Origin of the sequence: Bacillus bruguierae, from assembly GCF_037104725.1 — a bacterium.
Classification (GTDB): domain Bacteria; phylum Bacillota; class Bacilli; order Bacillales; family Bacillaceae_G; genus Bacillus_A; species Bacillus_A bruguierae.
The window spans coordinates 735,063-752,850 of record NZ_JBAWSX010000001.1; the positions used below are offsets into that span (position 1 = coordinate 735,063).

The following is a 17,788-nucleotide window of genomic DNA, read 5'->3' on the forward strand; positions in this document are numbered from 1 at the left end:
CAAAAAAAAGAATGGTATATGAAAGACAACATATGTATGTTTAAAAATAAACAGTATATATGTGCATGCTGAAATAAACATAGTATCCTATTATACGTACTAGAAAACATATCCTTCTCCCATCCAGACTATACTGTCGGCCCTAGAGTTTCACTAGATCCACCGTTTTCAACTTGAAAACGGGTCACGGACTTAGAAGTGTGCACTTCATCACCGCCGGTTGGGAATTTCACCCGACCCCGAAGGATGCTGTTTGCTCACATTATAGCACAAAAAAGACAAAAGGCTATAAAAAAATATTTGAATGTGAAGAATTGTATGAAAATAAAGGGGAGCTTAAATCATGCATTAGCGAAGAGAATAAATTTGTTATACTAGTGTAGAAAAATTGTAACTACTCAGTCACTCTATGAAAAACCGATAGAAAAGCATTTTTTTAAGTGGTCGAGAGGGACTGGCTATGTATAGTAGCGGTCAGGGCCTTTTCCTGCCACGCGCAAAGTTTTAAAACAAAGAAAGGCAGCGAGGTGTATGTCCATTTTTACCCCGCTATTCGTGGGCAGTAATACTCCCATCTCAAAATTTGGCGAAAGCCATTGTCCAGCTCCAGTGGCTAGAATGTTCGGTGGCTTCGCTTCTTCCTACGAGGAAAAAAACCTCTACGTCAGAAGCTCCATCCCCCTCACATTCTGAACGAGCCACTTCCGCTTTTCTTAAGAAGTTAGGTGGGAGATAAACTGCTGGCATGTGCCCGATTGGTGAGGGCTGATAATCAGTGGGGGATGAAGAGAACCCCCCACTGATTAAAGTTTCACTTTATCTTCATGGCAGCAATTATAGGTAAGCGTATTTTCGCTGGAATTATACTCCTTACCAAATTTCTAAATGAACTGTATGGCTGAGTAGTTATGAAAAATTTTATATAGCGTCTAAAATGAGGTGAAAGTATGAAGTATATTGCTGTAGGAGTAGGCGGTGTTATTGGAGCTTTAGCTCGCTATGGAGTAGGATTGCTTTTTGAAACAACATCTTTTACTGGTTTTCCATTCGCAACATGGTTAGCTAATATGAGTGGCAGTTTTTTATTAGCATTTTTAACGATGTCTATCTTTCGGATGAAACAAGTTTCACCGCTTATGATAAGTGCTATTGGTACAGGGATAATTGGTTCATATACAACGTTTTCAACGTTTAGTGTGGACACGCTGAAGCTATTGCAGCATGAAGCGTTCAGGATTGCTTTTTTATATGTGAGTGTGAGTATGATAGGGGGATTGCTTTTCTCTTTTGGCGGATTTTATGTTGGGAATATGCTATATGAACGAGGTGTGAGGAAAGAAGGAAACGTATGAATATTTTACTTGTCAGTATCGGTGGCTTTTTCGGTGCAATTGCCCGTTTTTTTATTAGTACGATAGCGAAAGAAAAATATGGGGATTCTTTTCCGTATGGAACATTTTTTATAAATATAATTGGTTCGTTTTTACTCGGTATATTATACGGTGCTGGAGTAGCTAAAATGTGGCTATTGTTATGCGGCACAGGATTTATGGGAGCATTTACGACGTTTTCGACATACCAACTTGAAATGGTACAATTTATACATAAACGAGAAGGGCAGAAAGCATTACTATATTTTGTTATGAGTTATGTAATAGGTATTGCCAGTGCTTTTGCTGGATTTTATATGGGAAGGATGTAAAAACACGCGCACATTTTCTTGTGCGCGTGTTTTTTTATTCCTTCGGTGCACGTACAGCAGATTCAAATTTTCCTTTATGTGAACCATCGCAATACGGCATATTTTTGGATAACCCGCAACGGCATAGTGAAAATGCCGGCTTTGCTGGAAATACATTTCCTTCTGCATCGATTAGTTCCACATCCCCTGTAATGCGGAACGAACCATTATCATTTACTTTAATTTGTACTTTCCCCATTGTTACACCCCCTTACCAAACGCATATGTTTATCATATACTTACTAGAATGACTTGACAATGTTTAGAAACAATGCTTTTTGTGAGAAAATAGAAATGATATAATAAGTCATATACTAAAAATATATTAAGGTGAACATAAATATGAACAAACAATTACGTACATTACAAAACATTGCAACAGAGCGAACGTGGGTATCGTTTTTAAATGATAATCATCCGTACAGCTTACTTCATTGGTCAATTGCTGGTGTGCAACAAGAAGTGAAGGATGTATGGTTATTACAAGATGAAGTGACATTTCAAACAACAGAGTTTCCATCACTTGATGAAGCAGTAAAGTGGATTTCTGAAAATATGGATCAAGTTACAGATGTATTGGCGTAATACAAGCTCGCCATTGTGAATGTAATAAAATTTTTGCTGTTGGTTGAGATAAGAAAAAGGCTAATTCATTTGGAGATGAATTAGCCTTTTTGTATGTAATCATGTGGGGGATTTCATAGCCAGCAAAGACGACCTGAGTAAACAGAAAGGATCGTTTGAAATTATATTGTCATAGTAATGTAGTATGTTTTTATTATTTTGAGAGTAATTATATAAATACATTTTAGTTTTTCGACATATCAGTCTCTGCTCTGCAAAACATGACCTGCAATTGCTTTCTTCTTTTGTTTTAACCTGTGTACGTGGTAGGAAAAGGAACTGACCGCTTCTATGCATGGCCAGATCCCCTTACTCATCTAAAAAGAAAAGGTTTTTTAATTTGTATTTATATAGTTTCGTTAAATTGATAGCGATAAGGTATATCTGTTAATTAATTTAAATCTTTAATTAAGCGGTCTCTGAATTTTTGGTCTTTCAAAATTTTTAATTGGAATTCATTGTAATGCTCACTCAAGTTCATATATTCAGTTTCGGTTAAGTTATTAAACATAAATACTATTTCCGTCATATTTCCATCTTTATCTTTTGCATGAATGGAGTTTGTCAATAGAAATGCTGTTGTTGAACCACCTTTTTGTCCGGCATGTATTAACCACTCCTTGTTAGTTGGGTTTTCCATTAGTGATTCGACAATTTTGTCTAACTCTTTTTGCATATTTGGTGGAAAATAGTCTTTACGATTCAGTCGTTCTATCAATAGTAGATAGTCTTTTGCAGATGCGGCTGGTAAATTATCTGACCAAATTCTTTGAAATTTCATATCGTCAAGGTATGGAATATTACGCTGCTTAAATTCAGTAGGATTTTTCATCCATTGGTGAATCTTAATAGATTCCCTAGAAAATTCTTGTTGTGACATAGCTTTCAGTTTTTTAAAGGTTTCGTCTTCGGTTAAGTTCTCTTCTTTTTTTAAATTGCCAGCAACGTATAAACCAGATACAAGGGGATATATTTCTTGATGGTGAGGCAATTGTAAATTTTTTATCGTTTGATTAATGTTTTCAAGACCTAATTTGTCTATTAAATAGTCGGCATTTGCATTAGAACTAAACTGCAACATCCCTTTTGCAACTTGTTCTAACGTTACTTGATTATTTTGAATAAGGTTTTTTTCTTTTAAATAATGAATCCAATCTGGATGAGCAGAGCCATCTGTATCTTTCACATAATAAGCTTCTAAATCACTTAAAGGAATTTGTTGATCAGCTTTAATTGTTCCTTCTGCAGATTGTTTAGCAAATTCTACAGCAATCATTAGTTTCATCATGCTTGCTAAAGGGATTACCTCATCACAATGTATATTAACTAGATTTTTTCCGTTTCTTTGTAGAATAAAAGATACATTTTTATCTGTCTTATGTGTCTTTAAATACTCCATAACAGGATCATAATTTTCTTTTTGTTTATGTACAATAAAGAAAATGAAAATGATTAGTAATATAATTCCTAGTCTTTTAATGAGTTTCAACTCAACTGCTCCTTCTGTCTGTCTAATTATTTTGTAAACTTTTGTAATATAATTATATCATAAAATTACCTTTTATGACACGTGTTACCAATTTTGTTTTTCTGGAATGAAATTTTACATATCCAAACACCTCGAATGACGAGTAAAGCTGAAGTTATTATTTGTACAAATAAAGTGAAACTTCCATCAGTGGAGGTTTTTTTCATCGCCCACTGATGGAAAGCCCGCCCAATCGGGCTTTTACGGGCAGTTATCCCCCACCTATCTTCTTCGCTTCTCTCTCAATCTTGAGGTGGGGGTCTTACTGCACGTTAATGCGGGATAAAATTTGTATCAGTACCATGGATATTTAATTCCTAATGCATAAAAACATCCAATGTGTGCAACATACAATCGATAGAAACAGCAAAGAAGGTGGAAGTTGTTGTGGAAACGATTATTTATAATAAGTAGTATTATTTTCTTTTGCATAGCTGGATGCAATAGGGAAGAGCAGGCTAATAAATCAAGTGTTAAAGGTATTTTATCCGATCATCAAATAGATTTTGTTATAAAAAATGTAAATCGTGTACCGCATTATGATGTATGGACTGCAAAAAATAATTACACGCTTCTTGTTGTAAACTTTTCTTTAAAGAACAGTAGAAACAAAAGTATTATTGTTAAGCCTTCTCAGTTTAATGTTATTTCGGAAACCGGAAAAATATATGGAGTTGTTCAAACGAAAAGGAATACAAGTGTATTGCATGATAGACAGCTAAAATCATACGATTCATTGCAATCGAGCATTATATTTGAAATACCTAAAGAAGAGATGGCATCTGAATTATTATTTGCTCCTTCTTTTGCTAAAGATAAACCGATTGTTATTTCCTTAAAATAAAAACAGGCTTATGCGAGCCTGTTTTTTGTTTCGTTTACATATGCTGTTAAAAATTGATCAACTGCAGCTTCATATTCTTCTTTATTTTCTGCATACGAACAAGCATGAGCTCCTTTTTCGGCAATAAAGAGTTCTTTTGCTCCGTCTTTTGCTTCATACAATGATTGCGTCATATTGCATAAAATGTAATCATCATCTTTACTGTGGATGAATAATACAGGATTTTTAATATTTTTCACACATTCAATTGGCGAAACTTCCCGAATCGTATAACCATCACGTACTTTTAAAAATGCATTAGCCATTGGTAAAAGTGGCCATTTTGGTAAATGAAACTCAACTTTTAAACGGTGATGAAGCTGTTCGTAAAAATCAGAGAACGGACAGTCAGCAATGTAAAAATCAGCACCGTCCTCAACCATACCTGCATATTGCAGGAGCGTTGCTGCTCCCATAGATTCACCATGAATACCAAGTGTAATATTTGAACCGAATCGTTGTTTGAGCCAATCCACTACCGTTTTTAAATCGTGTTTTTCGTAATAACCATAACTTGTTGTTTTGCCGCCTGTTTGGCCGTGGCGGCGATGATCATAAATAAACACGTTGAATCCTCTGTTTAAAAATAAATTTGCATACTTAATAGAATTTATTTTGTTGACGGTGACGCCGTGACAAAAAATCATGAACTTATTTGAATGGCTAACAGGAATATAGTAACCATGGATGTTATAACCAAATTGAGAAGAGAGGTATACTTCTTCTTTCTGTAGAGCTTCAAAATCCTCCAAGCGAAAATGTTGTTTTGTTTCACGTTCTAAAATTTCTTCTTCTGTTTTTTTCTTTAAATACATGACTTTATTCGTAAAGAACATGCCAATTCCAATAAGAGTACCGATTATCGATAGTAATGCTGTCCAAAACGCTTTCATATTCTATCCTCCATATAGTACATATGATAATTACATTGTATCATAACCATATGAAAAGGTGAGAGCAGCAAGGGTGGTAGGAATTCACAATATAAAGAGGAAATATTGACTATGATAGAGATATAATCTTACTTAAAATTAAGTTTGAAAATTTTTTTTGTAAGATTAATAAGGGGTCTGACTAAGAAAAATATCTATGTTTTATAAATAGGAAGTTTTTTTATAACAAGAAATTATTGGGAAAAAATACACATAATAATTGCGTAAAGGTATGGATTTGATAATTTCACAGACTAGTATAAATCATATATAATTATTCAAATGAGTAAAATAGGAAAAGGAGAGATGAGATGATATTTTTCTTTCAATTAGCAGTAATTTTGCTAAGTACAAAGCTTGCAGGTGACTTAAGTGTCAGATTAGGGCAACCATCTGTACTTGGTAAGCTTATTGTTGGTATTATAATTGGTCCAGCGGTACTAGGATTAATTGATAATACGGATTTACTAAAGCAGTTAAGTGAGGTTGGGGTTATTCTCCTCATGTTTATGGCTGGATTAGAAACGGACTTAAAGGAACTGAATGAAAATCGCAATTCTTCTTTCGCAGTAGCAGTTGGTGGAATTATTTTGCCGTTTCTAGGCGGCTATGTTGCCGGTCTTATTATGGGAATGGAGCAAGCAAATGCAGTATTTTTAGGCTTACTTCTTTGTGCAACTAGCGTTAGCATCTCTGTGCAAACGCTTCGAGATTTAGGGAAAATGAAAACGCGCGAAAGTACAACAATGCTTGGCGCCGCTGTATTTGATGATATCCTTGTTGTTATTTTACTTGCATTTGCAATGAGCTTCTTAGGTGCAGATGATGTGAATTTAACAATGGTTATTTTGAAAAAGGTTGTTTTCTTCGCAGCTATAATCTTAATCGGATGGAAAGGCGTTCCGATGATTATGCGCTGGCTTTCTCCGCTTCGCGTGTCAGAATCTATTATTAGCGCAGCCCTTATTATTTGTTTTTCTTTTGCTTATTTCGGAGAATTATTAGGAATAGCGGGAATTATCGGAGCGTTTGCGGCAGGGATTGCTATCTCTCAAACAGATTATAAACATGAAGTTGAGAAGAAAGTTGAACCAATTGCATATGCAATGTTTGTTCCTATTTTCTTTGTAAGTATTGGGATGAATATTACGTTTGCAGGAATTGGAGATCAAATTTGGTTTATTGCCATTTTAACAGTAATTGCTGTGTTAACAAAATTAATTGGTTGTGGTCTTGGAGCGCGGATGACGGGCTTTAATTTACAGTCTTCTACAATCATTGGTTCTGGAATGGTTTCGCGTGGTGAAGTAGCGCTGATTATTGCTGGACAAGGTCTTACGTCAGGATTATTAGCAAAAGATTATTTTACAGCAATCGTTATTGTTGTTATTTTGACAACGATGATTACACCACCAATGTTGAAGAAAACATTTGCGATAAAAGACAAACAATTGAAAGAGGAAAGAAGTGCTCTGTAAGCACTTCTTTTTTATGTAACAATTTTCAGAAATATAAAACAATAACCTTGACGTGGTGGTCAATTTGTTTTACGTTAAAATTGTAAACCATTTCCATGCTGAGGGGTGAAGATGTGGCAACGATACGTGATGTTGCAAAGTTGGCAGGAGTTTCAGTCGCGACAGTTTCACGAGTGTTAAATGAAAAAGGATATGTCCATGAAGATACGGTAAAACAAGTGAAGAGTGCAATTGAGGAGTTGTAATATAAACCAAATGCGGTAGCCAAAGCTTTATTTAAAAAGTCTTCCACCATGATTGCTTTACTTGTATCTGACTTACAAGACCCAGCATCCTTATCCTTTCTTACGGTTATTGAAGAAGAAGCTTATAAAGAAGGGTATCAAATCGTGATATGTAATGTGAAACGTAAGCGTGGTTACATGGATATATTGGAACAAAATAATATTGCTGGTATTCTTATGACACGTGATGTATATGAAGGGTTACAAAAAGAAAGAGTATCAGTTCCATTTGTAATTGTAGATTCAATCGAGGAAATGGCTTCGCAGTACTATAATGGAGCAATGCGAGCTGTTTCGTTTCTAGAAGAGAAAGGATGTCACTTTCTTGCTTATATTCATGAAGAACCAAGTAATGAAGCGATAGAAGAACATTTCACTGGTTTTTTAGACGCGGTTTGGAAGAAAAAGATATCTTATCGAGTGATAGAAACGCATAGAAGAGAGACAGATTTAGAACAAATAGCTGCAGAGGTATTGAGAAAACATCCATATATAGATGGAATCGTTACTTGTAGTGATACTGTCGGAATTGATTTTATCCGTGCTGCGCAAAAATTACATATCTCCATTCCAGAACGTTTACAGGTTATTGGTTTGAACGGAACTGTGCAAGGAGAGTGGTCTACGCCGTCTTTAACGACAATTGTGCAGCCGATAACAAGTATAGGGAAAGTTGCTATTCATAAATTAATCGCAAAAATAAAAAAAGCGGAATATAACCAAGATATAGAGAAGTTAGATTTCATTCTAATTGAGAGAGAGTCAACCAAATGAAAAGGGCGTGAGAACACGCACCTTTTCTATTTCGCTACTTGTAGGCAGTAAGAGTTCGATTGATAGAAGTTTCACTTTGAACAAGAAACATGCTTCATGCAGTGCACAATCCTTTTTATAAAATATAGAAAAAGTCGAAGTATTCAAGGGTGCAGTAAGAAGTGTTCTTGTTTAATTTCGAGTAACGTTTCCGTAAAACGTTCATGTTCTTCAAAGTGTGGAGAATGGGCTGAGTTAGGAAACCAAATCATTTTTTTGATAGGCGCGTTCAGAACATCGCAATATTGTTGTACAAGTGCATAAGGTGTTTGATAGTCATAGCGTCCGGAACAAAAATAGACAGGAAACGAGACGCTTGGAATTTGTGAAAAGAAATCAATTGTTAACATTTCTCTCCATAATTCTCCGGATTTTATATTTCCACTAAAAAATTTTATCCAATCTATCCATGAGTATTCAGATGAAAAAAATCCTTTTCGAATGAACGAAAAAAATGTCCCATTTTGAATAGCACCCCCAAAGATACCAAGCCATTTCCTTTGAATAAGTAATCGTTTTTTATCTAGAAATGGTGGTTTTCCAAGTTTTTTTAAAGAAGCGAGTGCCTGGTCATGTCCGTGCTGTTTTGCGGATTGAATTAAATGTTCAAAAAGTAATTTCTCGTTTTGTTTCATATGCACAATTTGACCAACTCCAATATAGGCTTCGATGGATTGGGGAGATTGCCGTGCAGCAGATAATCCAATGATACTCCCCCAGGAATGCCCAACAAGAAATAACTTCTTTTTTTGAAACTTGTTTAGAAGATAGTCAATTAGTTTATGTGTATCCAAAATAAATTGCTCAATTGTTAGCGGTTCTTTGAAATCTCGCCATGAAAAGGATTTTCCTGCTCCGCGTTGATCCCAGTTGACAACAATAAAATGTTTCTCAAGTTCTTTTTGGAAATGGCGTGTAAAGCCAATATGAGCCATTCCTGGTCCACCGTGTAAACATAATAAAAGCGGTTGTTTGAGATCTTGCCCACGAATGAGCAACGATTGTTTGCGATTGTTTATAAGAACATTTTCAATTGTAGCAATGCTATTTGAAATCAATTGCTTATTTTTATCGTAAAAAGAGGGAGTGCTGCTGCGACTGAACATGAGAGAGACCTCCTTTTGAGCGCAATATAGTGAACGGTGTCGTTTTTTTCATCATATACTAAATATACTAATAAGAAATCATTGTATCATAACATAATAACTTTATCCCGCACGAATGAGCAGTAAGATGCTTAAAGATAGAAGTTTCACGTTATGTTTAAGGGAGAGGAGGGAGGAGGTGGAGATTGGTGAAATTATTGATCGTTTAAATAATCATGAACCGATAGCAATTGTTGCGAAACGACTAGAAATGAGTCCATATACACTATCAAAAAAATTACGATTGCTCGGATATGAATATGATAATGAACAGAAAAAAAGGATGTTTGTTGGGAAGGGAGCAGAGCCTCGTCATTTACAATTAAAAGAAGCTGTGAGCATACAACAGGAAAAAATAGATTATCAACGTCTCATTTATGAGCAATTGCAAAATATTTATAAGTTGTTGCAAAAACAGGAGTATGGAATGTGTATTACTTCTATCCAACAAGGAGAGAAAAAAAAACGTACGTTTTCTCTTTCAAAGCAAATATTAGAACAGTTAGATTGTTTTTCTGTTAGAAATGGTGTGCACAAGTCAAAAATTGTTGAAATTGCGCTGGAAGAATATTTAAAAAGATATCGTGAAAAAGAATAAAAGCGGGATTTCCCGCTTTTATTCCACTATATAAATCCATTTTCATTTTTCGACATATGAGTGGCTGCTATACAGAATGCATGCTCCCTTTGTTTTAAACCTCGCATGTGGCAGGAAAAGGTCCTGACCGCTTCTATGCACGGCCAGATGCTCTCGTCCTCCCTAAAAAGAAAGGGGTTTTTATGTCGCTTTTTTAAAATTTATATATTATAGGTAATAAGGTTTGAAAAAGACTCTAAATCTGTATTTTATAATGACTAATTTATTTTTTGAATACGACCATCAATTTTTGCTTCAATTGGTGATTTTGCTTGTTTCACATAATTTACTAGTACATCTAAATCATTCGGGCCTGCCTCTGCATTTTTTCCATTTCTAAATGAAACAAAACCGTCCCCGCCAGAAGCTAAAAAGGCATTTGCCACGACAGTATATGTTTGCGAATCAACGAGGGATTCACCGTTTGATAGACGTACATCAACGACTTTTTCACCAACTGCTTTATTATCATCCCATTTATATGTGATGCCGGAAATTTGGAGCATACGTGTTTTATCTTTTTGCCACTGCTGATTTAAAATGTCACGAATATCTTTTCCAGTCAATGTTGACTTTATTAATTGATTGCCAAAAGGTTGAATGCCATATAATTCTCCCCACGTAATATCTCCTGCGTCTAAATCGTTGCGAATGCCACCAGGATTCATAAGAGCAATTTGTCCATTCATCGCACTGCGCTGTGCATCAGCAATTAAGTTACCGAGCGTTGATTCTCCAGCAGGTGATTGTTTTCTGTCTAAAGCAGTTGCAGATTTGCCGACAACTTCATTTACAAGAGGAGCAACTTTTTCTTTATATTGTTCGACTTTTTTCTGAATTTGTGAATCTGGTTGTATGCCGTCGCGGAATGTTGGAACAATTTCAGCCTTTTTCTCTACAATATCTTTTGTTTTCTTGTCAATTTTTAAATCAACATCTGCGAAAGCAGCACCGTACGAATAAGCTTGTACAAGAAGTTTCCCATTTACAGTTCCATTTACATATGCGTGGTTATGCCCGCCAAAAATGACATCGACTTCTGAATCGGTATTTTGGGCTAAGCGAATGAGATCCCCATCTGTAATTCCTTTATCATCCGTTGTACCAGGATTGTGTGCTAGTACAACAATTGATTTTACGCCTAATCGTTTTAATTGCTCGGCAGATTTGTTAATTGCTTCTACTTCATCTGTGAACTGTACATTTTCAATCATTTTTGGCATAACGACGTTTGGCGTTTCTGTTGTGACAACACCAATAAAACCGACTGGAACGCCTTGTACCATTTTAACTGTAAATGGTGGTAAGAATAAGCGTCCTGTTGTCTTATTATAGACGTTAGCTGCAACGTAAGGGAACTGAGCGCCTTTAAAGTTTCCTGTTTTCTCGTGATACCCACCGTAAATAAGGCGACGCATTTCATTTATACCTTCATCAAATTCATGGTTTCCAAGTGTGCCAACATCAAAGCCAAGATCATTGAGGATCTCAATTGTTGGCTCATCTTGTAATAAAGCAGAAATTGGTGGACTTCCTCCAACTACATCTCCGGCATGAACAAGTAATGTATTTGGGTTTTGCTTTTCGCGATCACGCAAATATGTAGCTAAGTAATCGACACCACCCGCATCCTTATTGTTTATTTTTGTTACTGTGTTTAATTGACCGTGGAAGTCATTAATGCCCAGCATTTGAACATCAATGTAACGATTTTCTTGTGCTGGTGTAGAAATTGGTGGTGCTGCAAAGACGCTTGAGAATGTAACTGTGCTTAAAACAGCAACTGCAGGTATAATTTTTTTCCACATGTTTTTGTTTCTCCCCCTTTTATATAAATCTGACATCATACGACACAATTTTAATAGATTACGAGAAAACAATCTATAAAAAAATTGCTGTTTTAAAAGAATTCACAAAAAAAACTTTTATTTTTATATAGAAAATAAATAATTAATTGAAAGCGGTTAACTCTATAAACCTATTTGGAGTGTTCAATATATATAAATCCAAATTAAAAACCTGACATAAACCCTTTTTCTTTTTAGATGGTCGAGAGCATCTGGCCATGCGTAGAGGCGGTCAGGGCCTTTTTCTTCCACGTGCGAAGTTCAAACAAAGAGAGAAAGAAAGTGGCAGGTTATTTTTTGTTCAGCATAGCGGCGACTTGTGTGTTGGAAAGTAATTTGGATTTATATATATAAATCCAAATTAAAAATCTGACATAAACCCCTTTTCGTTTTAGATGGTCTCGCCCCTCCTAAAACGAAAAGAGGTTTTTATGTCGTTTTTCACCTCGCTTGTATATAGAGAAAGCTAGGATTTGTGTAGCAAAATAGCGAAACTATCCTTTTGGTTGCTGCTAATTCACAATTTCTACTATAATAAAGAAAAAAGTAAAAGGTGATTTGATTATGGCAAAGAAAAAACAAAAGCGTACGCAGAACCAAACACCAATGAAGATGGAAAAAGAAGCAATAACAATTGGAGATCAATTGAATGAAACTCTAATGAAGCAACTAAAAGGTAAGCAGAAAGAGTTAAAAGAGCAAGAAGAACAGAAAAAAGAAATGGAATTAGAGAGAAAGCGCAAAGAACAGCGTGAACGGGAAAAAAATAAATCATTTGAAGAATTATTAAGTGAAAGTAGTTTGTCATGGAAAGACTTTAAGTAAGAAACGAGTATAAGAGGGATGGGCATGAGAAAAGTGGAAGTAGTACCCTATGAAAATCATTGGGCAGAAAAGTTTCAGAAAGAAGCGAAACGTTTAAAGGAAGCAATGCCAGAACATGTGAAAGTTCACCATATTGGCAGTACATCTGTGCCAGGGTTAGCGGCAAAACCGATTATTGATATGATTATGGAAGTTGCAAATATTGATAAAGTGGATAGTTGGAATGATATCTTCCAAAAACTCGGTTATACATCAAAAGGTGAAAATGGTATTTCGGGACGGCGTTTCTACATATACGGTACAGAAGAAAAGCGAAGTTATCATTTACATGTATATGAAACAGGTAACCAAGAAATTATGCGTCATCTCTCTTTTCGTGATTATATGATGGAGCATTGTGAAGAGGCAGAAGCATATGCAACGTTAAAGCAAGAGCTTGCGAAACAATTTACATATGATATCGAGCAGTATATTGAAGGAAAAGATGCATTTGTTCGTGAGAGGGAACAAAGAGCGATAGAGTGGATGAAGAAAAAATAACGTGCCATATAGATGTGGCACGTTATTTTTATCATTGTTTTACGGAAGTAATAAAATTTTCCCTGTGCTTTTTCTACTTTCTAAATGATGGTGTGCTTTTGCACCTTCACTTAATGGAAATGTAGTTGGTTTAGATAACTTAATCTTTCCTTGTTGAATCCACGTGAATAGCTCGTTAGAACGAATAGCGCGTTCTTTCAGAGAAGTGAGTACATTCCATAAATCCCCGCCAGTTAGCGTCTTAGATGTATCCATAAGCATGCGCGGGTCTACAGGCGCTGGATCGCCTCCTGCCATTCCGTAAAAAACAACGGTTCCTCCAATGCGTGTTGCTTCAAAGCTATCCGTCAACGTAGAACCAACAGATTCATATACGACATCTACACCTTTTCCGTTAGTCGTATGCATGATTTTCTGTTTCCAATCATCCTCATACAAAAAGGTCCAGTCTGCACCAACTGCTTCAGCAGTTTTTGCTTTTTGAATAGAAGAAGTAAGTGCAATCACTTTGCCACCTAATAACTTTATAATTTGTACAAGAAGTTGCCCAACACCACCGGCAGCAGCGTGTACGAGTACAATATCTCCTTCTTTTACCGTATAGCTATCGCGGGTTAAATAGTGAGCTGTTAAACCTTGTAGTAAAATAGAAGCAGCAGTTTCATGTGAAATATGATGAGGAAGTGGAATTGCCTTCTCTACTGGAACTGCTACAAGTTCTGCATTTGCATAAGGAACATCTGCAAATGCGATAGAGTCTCCTTGCTTTATTGCCGTAACATTATTTCCTACCATTTCTACAATTCCAGCACCTTCGTAACCTAAAATGTATGGTGGTTTACCAGCAAGGTGATAATTACCTTTTCTTCTATAAACATCGGCAAAATTTAAGCCAATTGCTTTCATTTTTACAAGAATTTCATTAGGTCCGATAACAGGATTAGGGATTTCTTTATATTGTAATACTTCTGGTTCTCCAAATGTGTTAAATATAAGAGCTTTCATCTTTTTTCCTCTACTTTGTGTATTTTGTTTTACGCTTACACTGTAAGATAAAAGGACGAGGAAAGCAAGGGATTACGTTTTGGAAAAAGTGGGGAAAGGTGCGGATTGCTTCTATGTATGGGCAGATGCGTTGGTGTTGGTTTGAAACAAAGTTGAATTGTATTATCGTAGGATGAAAGATTTCATTTAATTTTGAGTGAGGTGGAGATTAATGATTTTAGATTTAAAAGGTGAATCCCAAATGGAGCCCATTGTAGGTATGCTTTATTCTGCTGTAGATGGTAATTATAAGCGATTAATATCCATTGTTGCAGATATGTCACAGGAGGAATTAGATTATAAGGGGCCAAATCAGAAATATAACAGTACAGCACAATTAATAAGGCATTTGGCATATGTAGACCTTAACTGGGTTTTTAGAATTAAGGGTGAGCCAGTACCGGAACTTCTTGAAGATAAGTACGGACCTATGTTAGATAAAAACAATGAAATCCCATTGATTTATGGAGTTTCTTTAGAAAGGATTCTTTCTGATTATGATGAGATATTTAACATGTTTAAGTCTATTTGCTTTCAGTTAACTGACAAACAATTGAATAAAATAGTTGATTATGAGGATGGAGCAACTGCAACTATCCGATGGGGCATTTGGCATATAGCAGATCATAATAGATATCACCAGGCTCATGTTAAACAGCTTCGCAAATGGTATAAAGAAGAGAAGGAGAGAATGATTAAAAAAGAAGTCTACTAAAATAAGTGATGCGACATGTTATTCTGCTAACGTTCAATAATATGTGCTGAAAATGATTAATCTTTTTTCAATTTATATACCTCCTTCTAATTTTTAACATAACAAAATTTTGTGAACAAATCGCTTTTCTTTTGACTTTTTATTTCTTTCTTGTTGAAATGAAGGAAAGGAGGATTTTTTTATGTATATCCCAACAACAACACTTCATAACGGCGTGAAAATGCCAATGCTCGGTTTAGGCGTATATAAAGCGAAAGAAGGAGAGGAAGTAAAACGAGCAGTGCAGACTGCTCTTGAGATCGGATATCGTTCTATTGATACAGCTGCCATTTATGAAAATGAAAGCGGTGTCGGAGAAGCGATTCGTGAATTTGGAATTGCTCGCGAAGAGTTGTTTATTACAACGAAAGTATGGAACGATGAACAAGGATATGAAACGACGCTGAAAGCTTTCGATACAAGTTTAAAGAAATTACAGATGGATTATGTTGATTTATATTTAATTCATTGGCCGATACGTGGGAAGTATGTAGATACATATCGTGCGCTTGAAAAATTGTATGAAGAAGGTAAAGTGCGTGCGATTGGTGTGTCAAACTTTCATATTCATCATTTAAAACATTTATTAGCAAACTGTCACATTAAACCGATGGTGAATCAAGTCGAGCTCCATCCAATGTTAGCACAAGTTGAGCTTCGTAATTTTTGTCAGCAAGAACAAATTCAAATGGAAGCATGGAGTCCGCTTATGCGAGGCGGAGAGGTGTTTGAACATCCTATTATTCAAGAAATTGCTAAGAAATATGGAAAAACACCTGCTCAAATTATTTTGCGCTGGGATATTCAAAGCGGCATTGTAACAATTCCGAAATCTGTTACACCATCTCGCATTGCAGAAAATTTCCATATTTTTGATTTTTCATTAACAGAAGAAGAAGTGCACCAAATTGATCAATTAGATTGTAATAAGCGTTCAGGAACCAATCCAGAGAAATATGATACGATGTAAAAAGCTACCGATTTTCGGTAGCTTTTTCAACGATGAGATTCATATGTATCCAATTTTAAGAGTGCTTGAATGTGTTTATATTGTTCGTCTGTCAATGCATGTGTAGTACCTGCTTTTACATTTTCGCGTAATTGGCCAATTGAGCTAGCGCCTGGAATAAGAGCTGCAATTGCTGACGTATGCAGGCAATATTGGAGCGCGGTTTCTGTTAGAGATCGCTCATCAGTTATTTCTTTTATACGAGATACAGCGTGTTTTGCTTCATTAAAGTTGTAAGAGAGATAGCCTTTTTCTTTCACTTTAGCTAATTTTTGCTCATTGTTATTCGTTAATAAGCCTTTTGCAAGTGGGCCGCGGGCAATTACACTAATACGGTGTTCCTGCAAGAGCGGAATCCATTCTTCAGGGCGGCGATTGAACATGTTATATTCCATTAAAACACTTACAATATTAGAGTGCTCTGCATATTGGCGAATGACATTAGGACGGATGGAAGAAATACCGTAATGACGAATGAATCCTTCTTGTTTTAGTTCTTCAAATGTTTCAATGACTTCGTCTACATTATCTTCAATTGTTCCGCCGTGCAGCTGATATAAATCGATATAATCCGTTTTTAATCGGCGTAGGCTTTCTTTTACTTCTTCTTTTATATATGTCTTAGAAGGATCCCAGGACCAACCATTTTTTTCTTCTGTCCAACGGTTCCCAACTTTTGTGGCAAGGATAACTTGCTCTCGTTTTCCTTGCAATGCTTTTCCAACAAACTCTTCATTTAATCCGTAATTGTATAAATCAGCTGTATCCAAAAAATTAATGCCTAAATCTAATGCTTCATGAATGATTTGAATGGCCTCTGTTTCATTTGTTCCAAGTGACATGCATCCAAGTCCAATTTCACTTACATATAAATCTGAATTTCCCAATTGACGTGTTTTCATAATTCTCCTCCTTACTTTTATTGTACGAAAGCGTAAGGAGTTACACAAACACTTTACTTTTGTGTATTTGTAATCCAGTTATGAACAGTTTTATAACGTTGTTCATATTGTTTTAGCGTATGACGAATTTCCCAAGCTTTTCCGACTAACGTTACTCGATTTGGTAAAATATACACTTTCATTTTCGTTTCGCTCCTTTCGATGTGATAGAATGTATGAAGAAAGACTAGGAAATAGAACAGGGAGATGAAGTCTTGTGAGTAATCTTGAAGAAAGAACGGTTGCAACTGAGCCTATTTTTGATGGAAGAGTAATTAAAGTTCGTGTTGATGAAGTAGTGTTGCCAAATGGTGAGACAAGTAAACGTGAAATTGTGAAGCATCCTGGTGCGGTAGCAATTATTGCAATTACAGATGATGAGAAAATTGTGTTAGTTGAACAGTATCGTAAAGCGATGGAAAAAGCGCTTGTAGAAATTCCTGCTGGAAAGTTGGAGCAGGGGGAAAAACCTGAAGTAACAGCAATTCGTGAATTAGAAGAGGAAACAGGGTACATATGTGAGAACATGGAGCTCATTACGTCATTCTACACTTCACCGGGGTTTGCAGATGAAATTGTGTACGTATATGAAGCGACTGGATTGAAGAAGAAGGAAAACAAAGCGGATCTTGATGAGGATGAGTTCGTCGAGTTAATGGAAGTATCATTAGAAGAAGCGCTGCAACTAATAAAAGAACAACGTATCCATGACGCAAAGACAATGTTTGCAATTCAATATTTACAATTAAAAAAATAAACACTC

19 protein-coding genes, 1 pseudogene and 1 riboswitch are annotated in these 17,788 nt (G+C 35.8%); of the genes and pseudogenes, 12 read left to right on the forward strand and 8 right to left on the reverse strand.

Translation table 11 applies throughout. The features are described from left to right. Positions 1-107: 107 nt before the first annotated feature. A riboswitch (FMN riboswitch) is annotated at positions 108-251 on the reverse strand. 696 nt (positions 252-947) lie between these two features. Further along, a complete protein-coding gene (locus WAZ07_RS03740) occupies positions 948-1,352 on the forward strand; it encodes a fluoride efflux transporter FluC (protein ID WP_336471349.1) in 405 nt (134 codons plus the stop codon). Further along, positions 1,349-1,702: a fluoride efflux transporter CrcB gene (gene crcB, locus WAZ07_RS03745; protein ID WP_336471350.1), complete on the forward strand. Its 354-nt coding sequence runs from the start codon at positions 1,349-1,351 to the stop codon at positions 1,700-1,702. Before WAZ07_RS03740 ends, crcB begins: the two co-directional genes overlap by 4 nt. 34 nt (positions 1,703-1,736) lie before the next feature. On the opposite strand, the gene WAZ07_RS03750 is transcribed toward crcB, so the two are convergent. Beyond that, positions 1,737-1,940 carry a CDGSH iron-sulfur domain-containing protein gene (locus WAZ07_RS03750; protein ID WP_336471351.1) on the reverse strand — a complete coding sequence of 68 codons (204 nt, stop codon included), beginning with the start codon at positions 1,938-1,940 and terminating at the stop codon, positions 1,737-1,739. A gap of 143 nt (positions 1,941-2,083) precedes the next feature. Here WAZ07_RS03750 and WAZ07_RS03755 point away from each other — a divergent pair, with 143 nt between their 5' ends. Next, entirely contained in the window at positions 2,084-2,326 is a 243-nt protein-coding gene (locus tag WAZ07_RS03755) for a DUF2552 family protein (protein WP_090914031.1), read from the forward strand. A 430-nt stretch (positions 2,327-2,756) separates the two neighbouring features. Here the strand turns inward: WAZ07_RS03755 and WAZ07_RS03760 are convergent, their stop codons facing one another. Beyond that, entirely contained in the window at positions 2,757-3,854 is a 1,098-nt protein-coding gene (locus WAZ07_RS03760) for a serine hydrolase (RefSeq protein ID WP_336471352.1), read from the reverse strand. 424 nt (positions 3,855-4,278) lie between these two features. Here WAZ07_RS03760 and WAZ07_RS03765 point away from each other — a divergent pair, with 424 nt between their 5' ends. Continuing rightward, a complete protein-coding gene (locus WAZ07_RS03765) occupies positions 4,279-4,737 on the forward strand; it encodes a DUF4352 domain-containing protein (RefSeq protein ID WP_336471353.1) in 459 nt (152 codons plus the stop codon). An 8-nt stretch (positions 4,738-4,745) separates the two neighbouring features. Here the strand turns inward: WAZ07_RS03765 and WAZ07_RS03770 are convergent, their stop codons facing one another. Further along, positions 4,746-5,669: an alpha/beta hydrolase gene (locus tag WAZ07_RS03770; protein WP_336471354.1), complete on the reverse strand. Its 924-nt coding sequence runs from the start codon at positions 5,667-5,669 to the stop codon at positions 4,746-4,748. A gap of 350 nt (positions 5,670-6,019) precedes the next feature. Between WAZ07_RS03770 and WAZ07_RS03775 the strand changes: the two genes are divergently transcribed. Both WAZ07_RS03775 and WAZ07_RS03780 read left to right on the forward strand, forming a co-directional pair. Next, the gene (locus WAZ07_RS03775) at positions 6,020-7,186 is read left to right on the forward strand and encodes a cation:proton antiporter (protein WP_336471355.1); all 1,167 of its coding nucleotides are present in this window, start codon (positions 6,020-6,022) and stop codon (positions 7,184-7,186) included. A 113-nt stretch (positions 7,187-7,299) separates the two neighbouring features. After that, positions 7,300-8,244 (forward strand): annotated as a pseudogene (locus WAZ07_RS03780) (LacI family DNA-binding transcriptional regulator). A 143-nt stretch (positions 8,245-8,387) separates the two neighbouring features. Here the strand turns inward: WAZ07_RS03780 and WAZ07_RS03785 are convergent. Further along, the gene (locus WAZ07_RS03785; protein WP_336471356.1) at positions 8,388-9,389 is read right to left on the reverse strand and encodes an alpha/beta fold hydrolase; all 1,002 of its coding nucleotides are present in this window, start codon (positions 9,387-9,389) and stop codon (positions 8,388-8,390) included. Between the two features lie 178 nt (positions 9,390-9,567). On the opposite strand from WAZ07_RS03785, the gene WAZ07_RS03790 reads away from it, so the two are divergent. Continuing rightward, entirely contained in the window at positions 9,568-10,026 is a 459-nt protein-coding gene (locus WAZ07_RS03790; RefSeq protein ID WP_336471357.1) for a ribbon-helix-helix domain-containing protein, read from the forward strand. A 257-nt stretch (positions 10,027-10,283) separates the two neighbouring features. Here WAZ07_RS03790 and WAZ07_RS03795 read toward each other — a convergent pair whose 3' ends face one another. Then, positions 10,284-11,873 (reverse strand): bifunctional metallophosphatase/5'-nucleotidase, encoded by a 1,590-nt coding sequence (locus WAZ07_RS03795; protein ID WP_336471358.1) that lies wholly within the window; start codon positions 11,871-11,873, stop codon positions 10,284-10,286. A 603-nt stretch (positions 11,874-12,476) separates the two neighbouring features. On the opposite strand from WAZ07_RS03795, the gene WAZ07_RS03800 reads away from it, so the two are divergent. Continuing rightward, positions 12,477-12,737, forward strand: a complete 261-nt coding sequence (locus tag WAZ07_RS03800; protein ID WP_336471359.1) for a DUF3886 domain-containing protein — start codon at positions 12,477-12,479, stop codon at positions 12,735-12,737. A 24-nt stretch (positions 12,738-12,761) separates the two neighbouring features. Next, positions 12,762-13,277 (forward strand): GrpB family protein, encoded by a 516-nt coding sequence (locus WAZ07_RS03805; protein ID WP_336471360.1) that lies wholly within the window; start codon positions 12,762-12,764, stop codon positions 13,275-13,277. A 39-nt stretch (positions 13,278-13,316) separates the two neighbouring features. Here WAZ07_RS03805 and WAZ07_RS03810 read toward each other — a convergent pair whose 3' ends face one another. Next, positions 13,317-14,282: a quinone oxidoreductase family protein gene (locus WAZ07_RS03810; protein WP_336471361.1), complete on the reverse strand. Its 966-nt coding sequence runs from the start codon at positions 14,280-14,282 to the stop codon at positions 13,317-13,319. A gap of 211 nt (positions 14,283-14,493) precedes the next feature. On the opposite strand from WAZ07_RS03810, the gene WAZ07_RS03815 reads away from it, so the two are divergent. Both WAZ07_RS03815 and WAZ07_RS03820 read left to right on the forward strand, forming a co-directional pair. Further along, entirely contained in the window at positions 14,494-15,036 is a 543-nt protein-coding gene (locus tag WAZ07_RS03815) for a DinB family protein (protein ID WP_336471362.1), read from the forward strand. 181 nt (positions 15,037-15,217) lie between these two features. After that, positions 15,218-16,045, forward strand: a complete 828-nt coding sequence (locus WAZ07_RS03820) for an aldo/keto reductase (protein ID WP_336471363.1) — start codon at positions 15,218-15,220, stop codon at positions 16,043-16,045. 26 nt (positions 16,046-16,071) lie between these two features. Here the strand turns inward: WAZ07_RS03820 and WAZ07_RS03825 are convergent, their stop codons facing one another. Both WAZ07_RS03825 and mciZ read right to left on the reverse strand, forming a co-directional pair. After that, on the reverse strand, positions 16,072-16,986 hold the full coding sequence (locus WAZ07_RS03825; protein WP_336471364.1) for an aldo/keto reductase: 915 nt from the start codon (positions 16,984-16,986) through the stop codon (positions 16,072-16,074). Positions 16,987-17,039: 53 nt separating this feature from the next. After that, positions 17,040-17,168, reverse strand: coding sequence for a Z-ring formation inhibitor MciZ (gene mciZ, locus WAZ07_RS03830; protein ID WP_090914064.1), 129 nt, complete (start codon positions 17,166-17,168; stop codon positions 17,040-17,042). Between the two features lie 74 nt (positions 17,169-17,242). Between mciZ and WAZ07_RS03835 the strand changes: the two genes are divergently transcribed. Continuing rightward, a complete protein-coding gene (locus WAZ07_RS03835) occupies positions 17,243-17,782 on the forward strand; it encodes an NUDIX hydrolase (protein ID WP_090914066.1) in 540 nt (179 codons plus the stop codon). The last annotated feature ends 6 nt before the right edge of the window (positions 17,783-17,788 follow it).

Excerpts from the sequence above, each read along its gene's own strand:
- WAZ07_RS03785 (WP_336471356.1), bottom strand. The coding sequence starts at position 9,389 with ATGTTCAGTCGCAGCAGCACTCCCTCTTTTTACGATAAAAATAAGCAA.
- WAZ07_RS03825 (WP_336471364.1), bottom strand. The coding sequence starts at position 16,986 with ATGAAAACACGTCAATTGGGAAATTCAGATTTATATGTAAGTGAAATT.
- WAZ07_RS03740 (WP_336471349.1), top strand. The coding sequence starts at position 948 with ATGAAGTATATTGCTGTAGGAGTAGGCGGTGTTATTGGAGCTTTAGCT.
- WAZ07_RS03755 (WP_090914031.1), top strand. The coding sequence starts at position 2,084 with ATGAACAAACAATTACGTACATTACAAAACATTGCAACAGAGCGAACG.
- WAZ07_RS03805 (WP_336471360.1), top strand. The coding sequence starts at position 12,762 with ATGAGAAAAGTGGAAGTAGTACCCTATGAAAATCATTGGGCAGAAAAG.
- WAZ07_RS03800 (WP_336471359.1), top strand. The coding sequence starts at position 12,477 with ATGGCAAAGAAAAAACAAAAGCGTACGCAGAACCAAACACCAATGAAG.
- crcB (WP_336471350.1), top strand. The coding sequence starts at position 1,349 with ATGAATATTTTACTTGTCAGTATCGGTGGCTTTTTCGGTGCAATTGCC.
- WAZ07_RS03820 (WP_336471363.1), top strand. The coding sequence starts at position 15,218 with ATGTATATCCCAACAACAACACTTCATAACGGCGTGAAAATGCCAATG.
- WAZ07_RS03750 (WP_336471351.1), bottom strand. The coding sequence starts at position 1,940 with ATGGGGAAAGTACAAATTAAAGTAAATGATAATGGTTCGTTCCGCATT.
- mciZ (WP_090914064.1), bottom strand. The coding sequence starts at position 17,168 with ATGAAAGTGTATATTTTACCAAATCGAGTAACGTTAGTCGGAAAAGCT.
- WAZ07_RS03810 (WP_336471361.1), bottom strand. The coding sequence starts at position 14,282 with ATGAAAGCTCTTATATTTAACACATTTGGAGAACCAGAAGTATTACAA.
- WAZ07_RS03775 (WP_336471355.1), top strand. The coding sequence starts at position 6,020 with ATGATATTTTTCTTTCAATTAGCAGTAATTTTGCTAAGTACAAAGCTT.
- WAZ07_RS03815 (WP_336471362.1), top strand. The coding sequence starts at position 14,494 with ATGATTTTAGATTTAAAAGGTGAATCCCAAATGGAGCCCATTGTAGGT.
- WAZ07_RS03795 (WP_336471358.1), bottom strand. The coding sequence starts at position 11,873 with ATGTGGAAAAAAATTATACCTGCAGTTGCTGTTTTAAGCACAGTTACA.
- WAZ07_RS03770 (WP_336471354.1), bottom strand. The coding sequence starts at position 5,669 with ATGAAAGCGTTTTGGACAGCATTACTATCGATAATCGGTACTCTTATT.